The organism is Pyruvatibacter mobilis, assembly GCF_012848855.1.
In the GTDB taxonomy this organism is placed as follows: Bacteria; Pseudomonadota; Alphaproteobacteria; order CGMCC-115125; family CGMCC-115125; genus Pyruvatibacter; species Pyruvatibacter mobilis.
The window spans coordinates 712683-727152 of the sequence record NZ_CP051630.1 but is presented as its reverse complement, the minus strand read 5'-3'; the positions used below and the strand labels follow the sequence as shown (position 1 = coordinate 727152).

At 66.5% G+C, this 14470-nt stretch carries 11 protein-coding genes; 8 read left to right on the top strand and 3 right to left on the bottom strand.

Annotated features, from left to right (window positions below; genetic code table 11):
* Positions 1–121: 121 nt before the first annotated feature.
* Positions 122–1513 carry a class II fumarate hydratase gene (fumC, locus tag HG718_RS03355; protein ID WP_027841938.1) on the top strand — a complete coding sequence of 464 codons (1392 nt, stop codon included), beginning with the start codon at positions 122–124 and terminating at the stop codon, positions 1511–1513.
* Positions 1514–1556: 43 nt separating this feature from the next.
* Positions 1557–1814: a ribbon-helix-helix domain-containing protein gene (locus tag HG718_RS03350; RefSeq protein ID WP_160588637.1), complete on the top strand. Its 258-nt coding sequence runs from the start codon at positions 1557–1559 to the stop codon at positions 1812–1814.
* 15 nt (positions 1815–1829) lie between these two features.
* Here HG718_RS03350 and HG718_RS03345 read toward each other — a convergent pair whose 3' ends face one another.
* Positions 1830–5366, bottom strand: coding sequence for an AsmA family protein (locus HG718_RS03345; RefSeq protein WP_160588638.1), 3537 nt, complete (start codon positions 5364–5366; stop codon positions 1830–1832).
* Between the two features lie 174 nt (positions 5367–5540).
* Here HG718_RS03345 and HG718_RS03340 point away from each other — a divergent pair, with 174 nt between their 5' ends.
* The gene (locus HG718_RS03340) at positions 5541–5813 is read left to right on the top strand and encodes a DUF4169 family protein (protein WP_160588639.1); all 273 of its coding nucleotides are present in this window, start codon (positions 5541–5543) and stop codon (positions 5811–5813) included.
* A gap of 19 nt (positions 5814–5832) precedes the next feature.
* On the opposite strand, the gene HG718_RS03335 is transcribed toward HG718_RS03340, so the two are convergent.
* Complete coding sequence (locus HG718_RS03335; RefSeq protein ID WP_160588640.1) at positions 5833–7242, bottom strand: FAD-binding oxidoreductase; 1410 nt, start codon at positions 7240–7242, stop codon at positions 5833–5835.
* 123 nt (positions 7243–7365) lie between these two features.
* Between HG718_RS03335 and HG718_RS03330 the strand changes: the two genes are divergently transcribed.
* Together HG718_RS03330 and HG718_RS03325 are read left to right on the top strand one after the other, a co-directional pair.
* On the top strand, positions 7366–7869 hold the full coding sequence (locus tag HG718_RS03330) for a thioesterase family protein (RefSeq protein ID WP_160588641.1): 504 nt from the start codon (positions 7366–7368) through the stop codon (positions 7867–7869).
* Positions 7866–8402, top strand: coding sequence for a pentapeptide repeat-containing protein (locus HG718_RS03325; protein ID WP_160588642.1), 537 nt, complete (start codon positions 7866–7868; stop codon positions 8400–8402). Before HG718_RS03330 ends, HG718_RS03325 begins: the two co-directional genes overlap by 4 nt.
* A gap of 30 nt (positions 8403–8432) precedes the next feature.
* Here the strand turns inward: HG718_RS03325 and HG718_RS03320 are convergent, their stop codons facing one another.
* Positions 8433–8804: a hypothetical protein gene (locus tag HG718_RS03320; protein ID WP_160588643.1), complete on the bottom strand. Its 372-nt coding sequence runs from the start codon at positions 8802–8804 to the stop codon at positions 8433–8435.
* Between the two features lie 164 nt (positions 8805–8968).
* Here HG718_RS03320 and HG718_RS03315 point away from each other — a divergent pair, with 164 nt between their 5' ends.
* The 3 genes from HG718_RS03315 (at position 8969) to HG718_RS03305 (ending at position 14456) form a co-directional block, all read left to right on the top strand.
* The gene (locus HG718_RS03315) at positions 8969–10594 is read left to right on the top strand and encodes a chloride channel protein (RefSeq protein ID WP_160588644.1); all 1626 of its coding nucleotides are present in this window, start codon (positions 8969–8971) and stop codon (positions 10592–10594) included.
* Between the two features lie 647 nt (positions 10595–11241).
* Positions 11242–13575 (top strand): ATP-dependent helicase, encoded by a 2334-nt coding sequence (locus tag HG718_RS03310; RefSeq protein WP_188658387.1) that lies wholly within the window; start codon positions 11242–11244, stop codon positions 13573–13575.
* Positions 13572–14456, top strand: coding sequence for a 50S ribosomal protein L11 methyltransferase (locus tag HG718_RS03305; RefSeq protein ID WP_160588662.1), 885 nt, complete (start codon positions 13572–13574; stop codon positions 14454–14456). The genes HG718_RS03310 and HG718_RS03305 overlap by 4 nt, the downstream gene beginning before the upstream one ends.
* Positions 14457–14470 lie beyond the last annotated feature (14 nt).

Below are 14470 nucleotides of genomic sequence, written 5' to 3'. Positions count from 1 at the left end.
TGCCACCCTGCCGCCCTGCACTGGCGGGGGGTCTGGTCGGGGGGCGAGTGGCATGAAGCCGTGCTGCGTGCTAAACCGCTGGCCGTTTCAACCACCTCAAGCCAGACGGGAAGCCCCCACCATGACGAGTACGCGCACCGAAACCGACAGCTTTGGCCCGCTGGAGGTCCCCTCCGACAAATATTGGGGCGCCCAGACCCAGCGCTCGCTCGGCAACTTCAAGATCGGCACGGAAACCATGCCCAAGCCGCTGGTGCGCGCGCTGGGTGTCGTCAAGCGGTCGGCCGCGCTGGCCAATATCGCACTCGACAACATCGAGCCGAAGCTGGGCGAGGCCATTGCGGCGGCGGCGCTGGAAGTGGCCGAAGGCAAGCTCGACGACAATTTCCCGCTCGTCGTCTGGCAGACGGGCTCCGGCACCCAGTCCAACATGAACGCCAATGAGGTGATCGCCAACCGCGCCATCGAGATGCTGGGCGGCACCATCGGCTCCAAGGAGCCGGTGCACCCGAACGACCATGTGAACCGCTCCCAGTCGTCCAACGACACCTTCCCCACCGCCATGCACATTGCCGCCGGTGAGGAAGCGGTGCATAGCCTGGTGCCCGCCCTGCAGAAGCTGCGCAACGCACTGAATGACAAGGCAAAGGAATGGGCCGACATCATCAAGATCGGCCGCACCCACACCCAGGACGCCACGCCGCTGACGCTAGGCCAGGAATTCTCCGGCTATGTCGCTGCCGTTGAAAACGGCATCCGCCGCATCGAGCAGTCCCTGCCCGCCATCTACCAGCTGGCCCAGGGCGGCACGGCGGTCGGCACCGGCCTCAATGCCAAGCCGGGCTTTGCGGAAAAATTCGCCGAGGAAGTGGCGACCCTGACCAAGCTGCCGTTTGAGACCGCCCCCAACAAGTTCGAGGCCCTGGGCACCCATGACGCCATGGTGGAACTGTCCGGCGCGCTCAACACGGTGGCCGTGAGCCTGTTCAAGATCGCCAACGACATCCGTTTCCTGGGCTCAGGCCCGCGCTCGGGTCTCGGCGAACTGGCACTGCCGGAAAACGAGCCCGGCTCTTCCATCATGCCCGGCAAGGTGAACCCGACCCAGTGCGAGGCGCTGACCATGGTGTGCACCCAGGTGATGGGCAACCACACCACCACCACGATCGCCGGCAGCCAGGGCCATTTCGAGCTCAACGTCTACAAGCCCGTGATCGGCTACTCGGTGCTGCAGTCGATCCGCCTGCTCGCGGATGCGTCCGTCAGCTTCACCGACAATTGCGTCGTTGGCATCGAGCCGCGCCGCGACAACATCGCCGATCTGATGAGCCGCTCGCTGATGCTGGTGACCGCACTTGCCCCGAAGATCGGCTATGACAACGCTACCAAGGTTGCCAAGACAGCCCACAAGAACGGCACCACCCTCAAGGAAGAAGCCGTGGGCCTGGGTTTTGTCACCGAGGAAGAGTTCGACGAGGTGGTGCGGCCGGAAAAGATGATCAACCCGGCATAAGGGACCAGCCTAAGGCACCCGCCCGGAACGGAAAGAGACGCACATGCCCGCGGAGATCAAACGATCTGTGACCCTGTCCGGCCACCGGACATCCATCACGCTGGAACCGGAGTTCTGGTCCGCCCTCAAGGAGATCGCCTGCACCCGCAAGATCTCCGTCAACGAGCTTGTGCGCCGCATTGATGAAGGCCGCGTGGGGGACGATGCCCCGCGTGGCCTCTCAAGCGAGGTAAGGGTGCATATCCTCGACCACTTCAAGACCCGCGCCGCCTGCGACACGGATTTGACCGACGGTGAGTGAGATCAGGCGGAGGCGTCAGGGTGTGGAAACAGCGGCCTTCCCGTCCGACGGCTGATCCAGCAGTACACGGACGGATGCGGGGTCTGCGCCCAACTCCTCGATTTCCTTTTCTAGCAGCCGGCGGCCTGCGAAGGCTTCAAGGGCCGACGTGTTCGTCACCCGCTCCGGTGCGGTGAAATCCCCCGCCACCACGATCTCGACCGGCGGTGCGCCTTCCGGCTGCGGCGGCGTCAAACGGGCTTCCACGTCGAGCGCCATGCGGCCGATATCGGCGAAGGCCGCTGACCGGCCCGTGCCCGCCGTAAGCTCCAGCGCGATATCCGGCGCGCGCACGACACCGGACGTGACGGCGAGATTGCCCTTGATCGTCTTGAAGGAGGTGGCGCCGGAGCTGAGCGTGGCATCCGCCAGCGGCGCGAAATCGGCCACATCATCAAGCTGCACAAGCCCGTCACCGAGGGCGGCAAGGTCCACGCCCGTAAGCGCGCCATCCACCACCTCGAAACTGCCCTCACCCTTGATGGACGAGACGAGCGCCAGGGCGCTGAGCCCATTGCCGGTGATCTTGAAATCGACATTGGCAAGGCCGGTACCCGCCTCACCCAGGCCTAGCGCCCGCACGAAATCTCCTGCGGCAAGCCCCGTGCCTGCGACACTCATGTCGAGGCTGACACCATCCCCCGCCGTGACGGACCCCGAGGACCGGACCTCACCGTCAAAGGCGATGGCCCGCATCTGCGGCAGGGTCAGCACCCCGTCCTTGAGGGTCATGGTGCCGTCAAGCTCGCTGGCCCGCAGGTCACCCGCACCCACATTTTCGCCGGTGACGGTAATGTCGAGATCAGCCGCCGTCATCCAGCCGACGGGCAGCAGGCCTGTGCTCCAGCGGCTCTCCGTTTCCAGGGGCGCGTCCGTTGCGTCACTGTCATTTCCCTCCGCCGCCGGGGTGACGTGGTGCCCGCCCAGCAGCGCGAACAGCATCGGCAGATCCGTCTGCCGCGAGGCCAGCGTCACCGTGCCCCGGGGACGCACGGCGCCGCCTTCAATCAGATGAGCGGGCGTCACGCTTGCGTCGATGGTCATGTCGAGACGCCCGTCACTGCCGGTCATCGCCAGCGACATGCCGGTGGTGCTGTAGGCTTCCCCGTCAAACCGCACACCGCCCATGAAGGTGACCGTATCGATATCGCGCAGGCGGTAGCCCGCAGCCGCCGCGACGGCTGCCGGGTCATCACTGCCTGCCTGGACATCAAGCGCGTAGATGGCGGGCTTTGCCACCAGATCCACGGTGCCCGCAGCGCTGCCCATCAGCGCGTCGGTCGCCACTTCCACCGCGACGACGGAAGGTGCCCCGCGCACGCCCTCGATGGCGGCGGTCATGATGTGCGGCCCCTTGGCCTCACCGGCTTCCTGCGCCTTGGCGGCAGCCGCATCCTGCAAATCATCACCCGCGACACCGGCAATGGCCGTCACCGTGCTGATGAGATCCTGCCAGTGATCGGATTCAAGGGTGGACGAAACCTCATAGGCTGCATCCGCGTTGCCGTTCGGCCCGGCGGCATAAAGCGCTTCCGTCACCACGCGGACAGCGCCCACCCGGCCGAGCACCGACAGAGCCATGGTCTGCTCGGGGCCGACCACCGCCCGGTCCGGCACAGCTTCCGCGGGCCACGAGGCACGGGCGCTGAGCGACAGGGACTGAACGCGCTCCAGCGCCGCCTGCGGCAGCGGCAGCACGCCCGCCAGCGCCGATGCGTCAGGGGCCGTCAGCGTGGCCTGATAGTCACCGACCCCGCCGGAGGATTGGCCGGACAGGGTGCCGCTGGCACCGTCCGCGCTGCGGAACAGGATTTCCGGGATGGTGACATGGGTGCCGCGTGCTTCCGCGATCAGGGAAACATTCTCCACGTGCACGTCATCCACGTCGAGGGCCGCCACCTTGAGGGCCACGCGCCCGTCAAAGCCCAGGTCGATCGCTTGCCCCGGCACGATGTCACCGGCTACCGGCAGATGCTCGAGCGGCAGCGCCAGCTTTTGAGCTTTCAGCGTGATGTCCACATCCGGCCGGGCATCGAAGCTCGAGGCCACCTGGCCGGAAATGCGACCGCCATCAATGGACAGGTCCAGCTTGTCGAGACCGATACGCTTGGGGGTCAGGAAGACACCGCTTTCAAGATCAAGCGCTTCGAGCGGCATGCGGCTCAGCACCTGGGGCACATCCGCCTCGGTCATCCATGCAATCAGCGTGCGCGGCGTGCCGCCCTTCAGTGTCATGTCGCCGGAGAAGTAAGGCCCCTCCCCGCCCATGGAGAGCGCACCAGTGGCCGAGCCCGCCACATCTCCCGGCAGCGTGACGGACAGGGAGGACAGCGAAATGGTCTCGCCGCCCGCTTCGCCCTCCACCGCCACGTCGCGCAGCTTGCCGCTGGGCAGGCGGATTTCGTCAGCCGCAAGGGAATAGGTACCGGCGGGCAGACCGGCGATGATGTCCTCGGCCGCGCGCACCAGCGCGTCGGTCGTCAGCGGCAGGCCTGCGGTCTCGAAGCCCGTGAAGTCGATGCGGTTGATGGCCGCCGTTGCTGCGAGGGTGACGCTGGCGTCGGCCCGGGCATCAAGCGTGCCGGTGAGCTTGACGGCACCGGCGCCCGCTTCGATGTCGCGCAGGCTGATGCCGGCGGGCGACGCGATGACACCGGCGGTAAGCGCCACCGGCTGGCCTGCCGTCATGGCCCCAAGGGCGGGCGACAGATCGGTCGTCGCCCCGGCCTTGACCGCGCCGTCAAAGCGCACATCCGCGCCACGCCCGGTGACGATGCCGGAGAAGGTGGCCTCGGCCTGGCTGAAACTGACGGACAGATTGGCCTGCGATGCCTTGTCGGGCGCAACCTCGCCGAGGGTCGCCACGAACTCGCCGGCCTCCCCTGCCAGCACAGCCTTGCCGCGTGCCTTGTAAGGCCCGCTGAGGCCCGAGGCGGCGACGAGGGCTTCAACCTGCGCCAGCTCGAAATCCGACCCGATACCAAGATTGCGGAACCCGATGCGCCCGCCTGTGACCTCGATCTCATCAACCGAGATGGGGGGCAGCGCGTCGATGACCGCGGACCCTGCCGGAGCGGCTGCGGCCGATGACACATCGCCTTCGCCTGCATCTGCTGCTGACGAGGCGGGCTGGAACTGCCAGTTGCTGCGCCCGTCCGGCGTCACTTCAAGCAGCAGGTCGGGCTCATGCATCGTCAGACGGCTGATGATCAAATCACCCCGGAACAGGGACCCGACGGACAGCTCGGCGCGCATGCCTTCGACCTTCAGCATCGCGTCGCGCGAGCCGCTATCCGCGTTAGCGATGGTCATACGGCCCAGGGTCAGCGTCGGCGATGGCAGCAGGGCGATGCCCACATCACCGGAAATGGTGACGTCGCGGCCGGTCACGGCCTCCGCCTGCGCCTCGATCAGCCCGGCATAACGGCTCCAGTCCAGGAAGCCGGGCACGATGAGCACAGCGGCCACCAGCAGCGCCAGCGCCAAGCCCGCATAGGACCAAATCGACCGCAAGCCTCGTCTCCCTTTCCGTCTATCCGCAACTGTGCCGGACGGCTGCCACCAGGGCGGTTCACCCTTATGGGCCCGTCAGGTTACGCTAAGTTGATGCAGCGCCGGTTAACCTCATCTTCTGGCAGATTTCCGCCAGTTCGGCCAATCCTTGCAGCCATATGGGAAACACACACCATGTCCCAAGAGGAAAGTAACGGCCCGACACTCATCAACCTGTCGGACGCCCGCCGCGCCCGGGCCGCAAAACCGGGCAAGGCTGCCAAGCCGCGGCATGTGCGCAAGCAGGAAGAACGCGCCGAAAAAGCGCAGAAAGCTGCGGCAAATCGTGTGCGGACCGGCCGCAGCAAGGCTCAGAAGGCGCAGGACCGGCAGGAAATCACCCGCCTGCGCAGTCACGTGGACGGGGCCCGCCGCGACACACCCGGCACACCCTCCAAAGACGATTGACCCCCGAACCAGAGGCCGCTCAGCCCGCAGGCGGCAGCATCTTGCCCGGATTCATGATGTCGTGCGGGTCCAGCGCCTGCTTGACCGCCCGCATGGCGCCAAGCGCGTCTCCGTGCTCACGGGCCAGATAATGCTGCTTGCCGAGACCGATGCCGTGCTCGCCGGTGCAGGTGCCGCCCGCATCAAGGGCGCGGGTGACCAGCCGGTCATGCGCGGCCATCGCTTCGGCCATGTTGGCGTCGTCCTCCGGGTCCACCAGCAGGATGAGGTGGAAATTGCCGTCCCCCACATGCCCCACAAGCGGCGCGGTGAGGGAGGTGGCGGCAATGTCGGCGCGGGTGGCGGCGATCACATCGGCCAGCCGCGAGACCGGCACGCAGACATCCGTCGTGAAGCCCTTCTTGCCCGGCTCGAGCGCCAGCGCGGCGTAATAGGCATTGTGCCGGGCCTCCCACAGGCGGCTGCGGTCTTCCGGCCGGGTGCTCCAGGCAAAGCCGCTTCCGCCATTCGCCTCAGCCAGCGCCGCCACGCGGTCCGACTGCTCGGCCACACCGGCCGCGGTGCCGTGGAATTCCAGGAACAGCATCGGCTGCTCGGGCAGCGACAGGCCCGAATAGGCATTGCAGGCACGCACCATCACATCATCCAGCAGCTCGATCCGCGCCACCGGAATGCCGCTCTGGATCGTCTCGATGACGGTCGCCACCGCCTGGTCCACGCCGGCAAAGGAGCAGGTGGCCGCCCCGATCTCCTCCGGGATGCCGTGCAGCCGCAAGGTGACCTCGGTGACAACGCCCAGCGTGCCTTCCGCCCCGATGAGCAAATGGGTGAGGTCATAGCCGGCGGCTGACTTGCGTGCCCGGCCGCCCGTATGCGCCACCGTGCCATCCGCCAGCACGACCGTCAGCCCAAGGACGTTTTCACGGATCGTGCCGTAGCGCACGGCGTTGGTGCCGCTCGCCCGGGTGGACACCATGCCACCAATGCTTGCATCCGCGCCCGGGTCAACCGGCATGAAGAGCCCCGTATCCCGCAACTGGGCATTGAGCTGCTTGCGGGTGATGCCCGCTTCCACCGTGCAGTCGAGATCTTCGGGTGACACGCGCTTGAGCGCGGTCATGCGCGACATGTCGATGGCGATGCCGCCATGGATGGCCGCCACATGCCCCTCAAGCGAGGTGCCCGCACCGAACGGAATGACCGGGACGCGATGGGCAGCGCAGGTCCGCACGATGCGTGCCACTTCTTCGGTGGACTGCGGAAACACCACCGCGTCGGGCGGCGCGGTCTCGTGCCAGCTTTCATCATGGCCATGCTGTTCGCGCATCGCAGGCGCCGTGGACAGGCGCTCACCGAAATGTGGTGTCAGTGCCGCGATCACCTCCCCCACAGGGGAAGCGGGCGCTGACAGTAGATTGCTCTTGCTCATGCCCATTGGAGGCCCTCTGTCCGTTCCCCGCACACCAGAGGCGTTGGGGGTGGATTGACGCCGCGCACTATGATCCCATCTTGCGCTGTGGACATAAAGAAGAAGCTCGAGGACAAGGCTCCCATGGCAGGCACCTACCCCGCCCCGCTCATTGCCCCGCCCATGCAGTTGATTGAGGACTGGATCGACTATAACGGCCACATGAACATGGCCTTCTACAATGTCGTGTTCGACAAGTCAGTGGACGCGCTGTTTCTCGAGCTTGGCATCGGCGAGGATTACGTGACCACGGAAAAGGCCTCGGTCTTCACCGCCGAAATCCACGTCACCTACGCGCAGGAGCTGGCCCTGGGCGACCCCATCCGCGTGACCTGCCAGTTGCTGGACTATGATGCCAAGCGCATCCATCTCTTCATGGAGATGTACCACGCGGAAAAAGGCTATCTCGCCGCCACCATGGAGCAGATCGGCATTCATGTGAGCATGGAAACCCGCCGATCGGCCCCCTTCCCCGACCGCCTGATGACCGAGCTTGAAGCGCTCAGGACATCCCACGCAGCCCTCCCGGTGCCGCCGCAGGTCGGCCGCGTCATCGGCATCCCCAGGAAAGCACACGCCACCGCATGATCCGGTTTTTCAGCCTGTCCGTCCTCACTGTCAGCCTGCCTGTCCTTGCCGGGCTGGCCGCGCTTGCGCTCATGCCCGCCCAGGCCCAGCAGATCGGCGCCGACTGCCAGAGCCCGGCCCTGCCGGGGGTGGACTGGCACCGCTGCTACCTGGACGACAAACCGCTGCCGGGCGTGGACCTGACCGGCGCCCGCCTGCGCGAGACGCGGCTGATCCGCGCCAATCTGTCGGCTGCCGTGCTGGACGAGGTGGATGCCCGCCGCGCCAAGTTCATGCGCGCTTTGGCGCCCAGGGCCCGCTTCCATGACGCCGACCTGCGGGAAGCGGATTTCACCCGCGCCAATCTCGAAGGGGCGGACCTCACCGGCGCGGACCTGCGCCGCACCCGCTTCTTCAAGGCCAATCTGCGCCGGGCCAACCTGACCGGCGCGCGCCTTGGCAACACGGACATTCTCGACGCCGACCTGACAGGTGCCACCTGGACCAATGGCACCTATGTGTGCGGGCCGGGCTCCATCGGCCAGTGCAAATAGACCCAACGCCCGGCACCGCTCCCCGCCCGGTCAGCGCGGCTTGATGTCCCGCCGGATGGCCGCAGCCCCCGGCGCGTCGATGTCCATCGTCCGCGCCAGCTGCTCTGCCTGCTTCCTGAGCGCCCTGTGGGGAATGGCGTCGAGCGCACGCCCATAGGCCTGAAAATTGTCCGACAGGGCATCCATCTGGCCCTTGAGGTCAGCCATGGTGCGCTGGAAACGGTCAACTTCGGCGCGCTGCACCGCCATCTCGCTCACGACACGCTCCATCTTGGCCGCAACATCCGGGCCCAGCCCCATGCTGCCGTCCTGCGGCGTCGCCCCGGGGATCGCCCCCTGATCATCGTGCCGCCCGGCTGATACCCCCAGCCCCTGCGGCACGAACGCGATCACATCACCCATACTGTCTCCGATACTGATGTAAGGTCTCAGATGTGTTGTAGGGCGCGCCCGGTAAGGCTTTCTTTGGTGGATTTGCGCCATTTTACCCAAAGTCCGATCCTTTCCGGTAACCTTGCCGAAAGCTTTCACCCTGCCCGTAACCGCCTCTGGTTTCCCGCCCGCCCATGTCTCTCAGCTTCGCCGACAGCCGCACCTCCCTTGAATCAGCTCTGCGGCGCGCCACCACGTCGCCCGTGCCCCGGGTGTGGCTGGCGGCGGTGCTGGTGGGCATCGCCGCGGGCTATGCGGCGCTGGGCTTTCGCCTCGCCATCGGCGGTGTGCAGTTCCTGTGGATCGGCGACGCGGAGGAGAACCTGTTCCGCCTGCTGCAGGAAACGCCGGCCTGGATCATCATCGCCGGGCCGACGCTTGCCGGCCTCGTTGTCGGCCTGTGGCTTACCTACATCCACCCCACCCAGCGGCCGGAGGCGATTGCCGATGTGATCGAAGCCCGCGCCATCGGTGCCGGGCGGCTGCCGATCTGGCGTGGCCTCAGCGCCGCGGTTATCTCCGCCATCTCCCTAGGCGGCGGGGCCAGCACCGGCCGCGAAGGCCCGGCCGTGCATCTGGGCGCAGCGCTCGGTTCCTTCCTCGCCCAGCGCTTCGGCTTCACCCCCACCCATATGCGCACCCTGCTGGCGGCGGGCGCAGCCTCGGCTGTGGCCGCTTCCTTCAACGCCCCTATCGCCGGAGCCCTGTTCGCCCTGGAAGTGGTGCTGGGCCATTACGCGCTGCGCGCATCCGGCCCCATCGTCATTGCCAGCGTCATCGGCGCCCTCATCGTGCGCTTTCATATGGGAGCGTCCCCCGCCTTCGTGCTGCCGGACTACATGATCACCAGCCTTGCGGACTTTCCCGCCTTTGCCGCGCTGGGGGTGATCTCGGCGCTGGTCGCCATCGGCTTCATGCAGACGGCGATGAAGACCGATGACCTCGCCCGCCGCATCACCATGCCGCTCTGGCTGCGGCCGGTTGTCGGCGGGCTGGGGCTGGGGCTGATCGGCCTGTGGTTCCCCGAGGTGCTGGGGGTGGGCTATGCGGCCACCGATGCGGCCCTGCAGGGGGAATTCGGCCTGACGCTGCTCGTCTCCCTCGTCATTGCCAAGATCATCGCCGCGTCGCTCACCATCGCCAGCCGCTTCGGCGGCGGGGTGTTCTCGCCGTCGCTCTATCTGGGCGCCATGGCGGGCGGCGCCTTCGGCCTCATCCTCAGCTACACGGTGCCGGACATCGCCTTCTCGTCCCACGCGGTCTATGCGCTGGTGGGCATGGGGGCCGTCGCAGGTGCCGTGCTGGGCGCACCGCTTTCCACCCTGCTGATCGCGTTCGAACTGACCGGCGGCTACGAGATGACCATCGCCTTGATGGTGTCGATCTCCATCGCCACCGCCCTGACCCAGGGCCTGTTGGGCAAGAGCTTCTTCCAGTGGCAGCTGGAGCGCCGCGGCCTCAACCTCTATGGTGGCCCGCGCTGGCAGATCCTGCAGACGGTGCTGGTGCAGGACTTCATGCGCCGGGTGACCGAAGACCCCAACACCCCGCTGCAGACCCTCGACGAGGACGACGAGCGCCTGTTCACCGGCGACAGCCTGGAGAAGACCCTGGCGCTGTTCGAGTCATCCCAGCACGAGACCCTGCCCGTGGTGCAGCCCTCTGAACAGCTGGAAATCGTCGGCACCGTCCATCATACCGACGCCCTGCGCGCCTATAACGAGGCACTGGTGGAAGCGTCGCGGGAGGAGCACAGCTGAGCCTGCTGCCGGGTGGCGTGGTGGCGGGTCTGTGCGGCTGGTGTGATGAGCCCCGTCCACCCCCTCACCCTCCCACCGCTCACGCGGCGGGCCCCTCCCTCTCCCGCAAGGGGAGAGGGAATGAAAGCTCCGCCCCCCTCGACCGCTTTCCCTCCGGCTTGACCGGAGGGTCTGTCTGAGGCGGCGGGCACTGTTCTTCTGTGAGGCAGGTGGTCAGGCATATGACCGTCGCATCCGCCATGCGTCCGCCAACCTCCCATGGGCCCTCCGGTCAAGCCGGAGGGAAAGCGGATTTGTATGCGGCCCCAGGAAAAGTCACCTCTCCCCTGGAGGGAGAGGTCGGTGCGCAGCACCGGGTGAGGGGGACAGCGCTTGCGGGCCTGTGCGGCTGGTGTGCTGGACACCGCCCACCCCCTCACCCTCCCACCGCTCACGCAGCGGGCCCCTCCCTCTCCCGCAAGGGGAGAGGGGGATGAAAGCTCGGCCCCCTCCACCGCTGTCGCTCCGGCTTGACCGGAGGGTCTGTCTGAGGTGGCGGGCACGGGTCGCCTCTGAGGCACGCCCCGCGCCCCGCTTCAAATTGACCCTCAAATCCCGCAGCCTTTCCCATGGCGTGCGTGCATGTTCATGCTAAGTTCCCGATTCTGATGAGCGATCCATTCGACCTTGGCGACATTCCTGAAGAGGAAGCAGCGCGCGGGCCCTCTATTTCCGAACGGGCGGCGGCGGGCGTGGCTGCGCCTGCGCCTTACCTTGAAAATCTGAATGATCCCCAGCGCGAAGCCGTGGAGGCGCTTGATGGCCCCGTGCTCGTGCTGGCGGGCGCCGGCACAGGCAAGACGCGGGTGCTGACCACGCGGCTCGCGCATCTGCTCAACACCCGCCGCGCCTGGCCGAGCCAGGTTTTGGCTGTGACCTTCACCAACAAGGCCGCCCGCGAGATGAAGCAGCGCATCGGCGCGCTGATCGGCGGCACGGTGGAGGGCATGCAGTGGCTCGGCACCTTCCACGCGCTGGGCGCAAAGATATTGCGCCGCCATGCGGAACTGGCCGGGCTGCGCTCGGACTTCACCATTCTGGACACGGATGACCAGATCCGGCTGATGAAGCAGGTGATCCAGGCCGCTGACATCGATGAAAAGCGCTGGCCCGCCCGCCAGCTGGCAAGCCTCATCGACGGCTGGAAGAACAAGGCGCTTGGCCCTGACCAGGTGCCCAAGGGTGAGGGCTTTGCCTTCGCCAACGGCAAGGGCGCGGAACTCTACGCCGCCTATCAGGAGCGGCTGAAGACGTTGAACGCGGTCGATTTCGGCGACCTCTTGGTGGAAAACCTGCGCATCTTCCAGGAGCACCCGGAGGTGCTGGAGGATTTCCAGAACCGCTTCAAATACATCCTGGTGGACGAATACCAGGACACCAATGTGGCGCAATATCTGTGGCTGCGGCTGCTGGCGCGCGGACACAAGAACATCTGCTGCGTGGGCGACGACGACCAGTCGATCTATGGCTGGCGCGGCGCCGAGGTGGACAACATCCTGAAATTCGAAACGGATTTCCCCGGCGCCAAGGTCATCCGCCTTGAACAGAACTACCGGTCGACGCCGCATATTTTGCAGGCCGCGTCCGGCCTCATCACCGCCAATCAGGGCCGCCTCGGCAAGACCCTGTGGACGCAGATGAATGAGGGCGAGAAGGTTACCGTCAAGGGCGTGTGGGACGGCGAGGAAGAAGCGCGCGCCATCGGCGAGGACATCGAGCAGTTCCAGCGCAAGGACCACAGCCTGAGCGAGATCGCCATCCTCGTGCGCGCCTCTTTCCAGATGCGCGAATTCGAAGACCGCTTCATCAATCTCGGCCTGCCCTATCGCGTCATCGGCGGCCCCCGCTTCTATGAGCGCATGGAGATCCGCGACGCCAACGCCTATTTCCGCCTCGTCGCGCAGCCGGATGATGACCTGGCGTTTGAGCGCATCATCAACAAGCCCAAGCGCGGGCTGGGCAATGTGGCGGTGCAGACCCTGCACCAGGCCGCCCGCGCGCAGGGCACCAGCATGTGGCGCGCCGCCCGGGCGCTGATCGACTCAGAGGAGCTGAAGCCCCAGGCCCGCCGCGCGCTGACCACATTTGTTGAAAGCGTCGAGCGCTGGCGCAAGCTGCTGCCCGCGCTGCCGCATACGGAGCTGGCCGAGCAGATCCTCGATGAATCCGGCTACACGGAGATGTGGCAGAACGACAAGACCGCCGAAGCGCCGGGCCGTCTCGACAACCTCAAGGAGCTTGTCCGCTCCATGGAGCAGTTCGAGAACATGGCCGGCTATCTCGAGCATGTGTCGCTGGTGATGGACAAGGATGATCAGGAGACGGACGACAAGATCAACCTGATGACCCTGCACGCGGCCAAGGGGCTGGAATTCGACACCGTGTTCCTGCCCGGCTGGGAGGAAGGGCTGTTTCCGCACCAGCGGGCGCTCGATGAAAGCGGGCTGGCGGGTTTGGAAGAAGAGCGCCGCCTTGCCTATGTGGGCATCACCCGCGCCAAGAAGCGCGCCAAGATTTCCTTCGCCGCCAACCGCCGCATCCACAATCTGTGGCAGAACTCCCTGCCCTCGCGCTTCATCGACGAATTGCCGGAAGCCAATGTGGAAGTCGAGCAGCAGGGCGACACCTATTCCTACGGACCCTCGCGCTTTGATGAAGGCGGCTTTGCCGGCAGCGACTATGACAGCCCCGGCTGGCGCCGTGCCCGCGCCAATGCGGGCAGCACGTCAACGCCGCCGCGCCGCGCGCCGATGATCGACGCCCAGGCCACCCTGATCGCCACCTCCGCCCCGGACGCGGAGGGCTTTGCGCGGGGTGAGCGCGTGTTCCATCAGAAATTCGGCTATGGCCGCATCGAATCCATCGAAGGCACCAAGCTGACCGTGGCGTTCGAAAAGGCCGGCACCAAGAAAGTCATCTCAAGTTTCGTGGAACGGACATGACCACCGACCCCAATCTCTGGCAGGCGGTGTTCCGCGTGCCCCAGGCCGATGCCGACAGCGCCACGGACTGGCTGACCGAAACCCACCCGGACGTGCTCTCGGTCTCAGCCTTCGAGGAAATCGGCGGCGACTATGCCCTGACCGTGCTGTTCGGCGATGAGCCGAGCCGCGAGTCGATCGACGCGGTGCTGGCCGAAGCGCTGGACGACGTGCCCGGCTACAGCCTTGAGCGGCTGCGCAACGAGGACTGGGTGAAGCGCGGGCTTGCGGATCTGAAACCCGTGCGCGCCGGCCGCTTCCACATCCATGGCAGCCACGACGCCCCCGCCCCCGGCGGCACCCACTCACTGCTGATCGAGGCGGGCGAAGCCTTTGGCACCGGCCAGCACCCGACCACGACGGGCTGCCTGCTGGCGCTGGATGACCTCTTGAAGCGCGGGTTCGACGGCCCGGTCTTTGATCTCGGCTGCGGCACCGGCATTCTCTCCATCGCCTATGCGCGCGCCACCCGCCTGCCGGTGATCGGTGGCGACATTGATGCGCCGTCAGTGGACTTCGCCAACGCCGCCGCCCGCGCCAACGGTGTCGGGCCGCTGGTGGACGCGGTGGAGGCCACGGGCTTCCAGCACAATGCGATCCGTGAGCAGGCCCCCTTCGGCCTCGTCATGGCCAATGTGCTGGCGGGCCCGCTGATCAGCCTCGCCCCCGACATGCGCCGGTTCACCCGCGGCGGCGGGCCGGGCTTCGGCAGCCATGTGATCCTGTCGGGCCTGCTGCGCCACCAGTCCCGCGCCGTGGAGGCCACCTATCGCGGCCAGGGTTTCTGCGTCGTTCAGCGCTACCCCATCGGCGAATGGATGACCCTGCTGCTGGGACGCTGACCGGCTTGGCGATC

Coding starts and splice junctions, on each gene's coding strand:
- fumC (WP_027841938.1), top strand. CDS start 122: ATGACGAGTACGCGCACCGAAACCGACAGCTTTGGCCCGCTGGAGGTC.
- HG718_RS03350 (WP_160588637.1), top strand. CDS start 1,557: ATGCCCGCGGAGATCAAACGATCTGTGACCCTGTCCGGCCACCGGACA.
- HG718_RS03340 (WP_160588639.1), top strand. CDS start 5,541: ATGTCCCAAGAGGAAAGTAACGGCCCGACACTCATCAACCTGTCGGAC.
- HG718_RS03335 (WP_160588640.1), bottom strand. CDS start 7,242: ATGAGCAAGAGCAATCTACTGTCAGCGCCCGCTTCCCCTGTGGGGGAG.
- HG718_RS03330 (WP_160588641.1), top strand. CDS start 7,366: ATGGCAGGCACCTACCCCGCCCCGCTCATTGCCCCGCCCATGCAGTTG.
- HG718_RS03325 (WP_160588642.1), top strand. CDS start 7,866: ATGATCCGGTTTTTCAGCCTGTCCGTCCTCACTGTCAGCCTGCCTGTC.
- HG718_RS03320 (WP_160588643.1), bottom strand. CDS start 8,804: ATGGGTGATGTGATCGCGTTCGTGCCGCAGGGGCTGGGGGTATCAGCC.
- HG718_RS03315 (WP_160588644.1), top strand. CDS start 8,969: ATGTCTCTCAGCTTCGCCGACAGCCGCACCTCCCTTGAATCAGCTCTG.
- HG718_RS03310 (WP_188658387.1), top strand. CDS start 11,242: ATGAGCGATCCATTCGACCTTGGCGACATTCCTGAAGAGGAAGCAGCG.
- HG718_RS03305 (WP_160588662.1), top strand. CDS start 13,572: ATGACCACCGACCCCAATCTCTGGCAGGCGGTGTTCCGCGTGCCCCAG.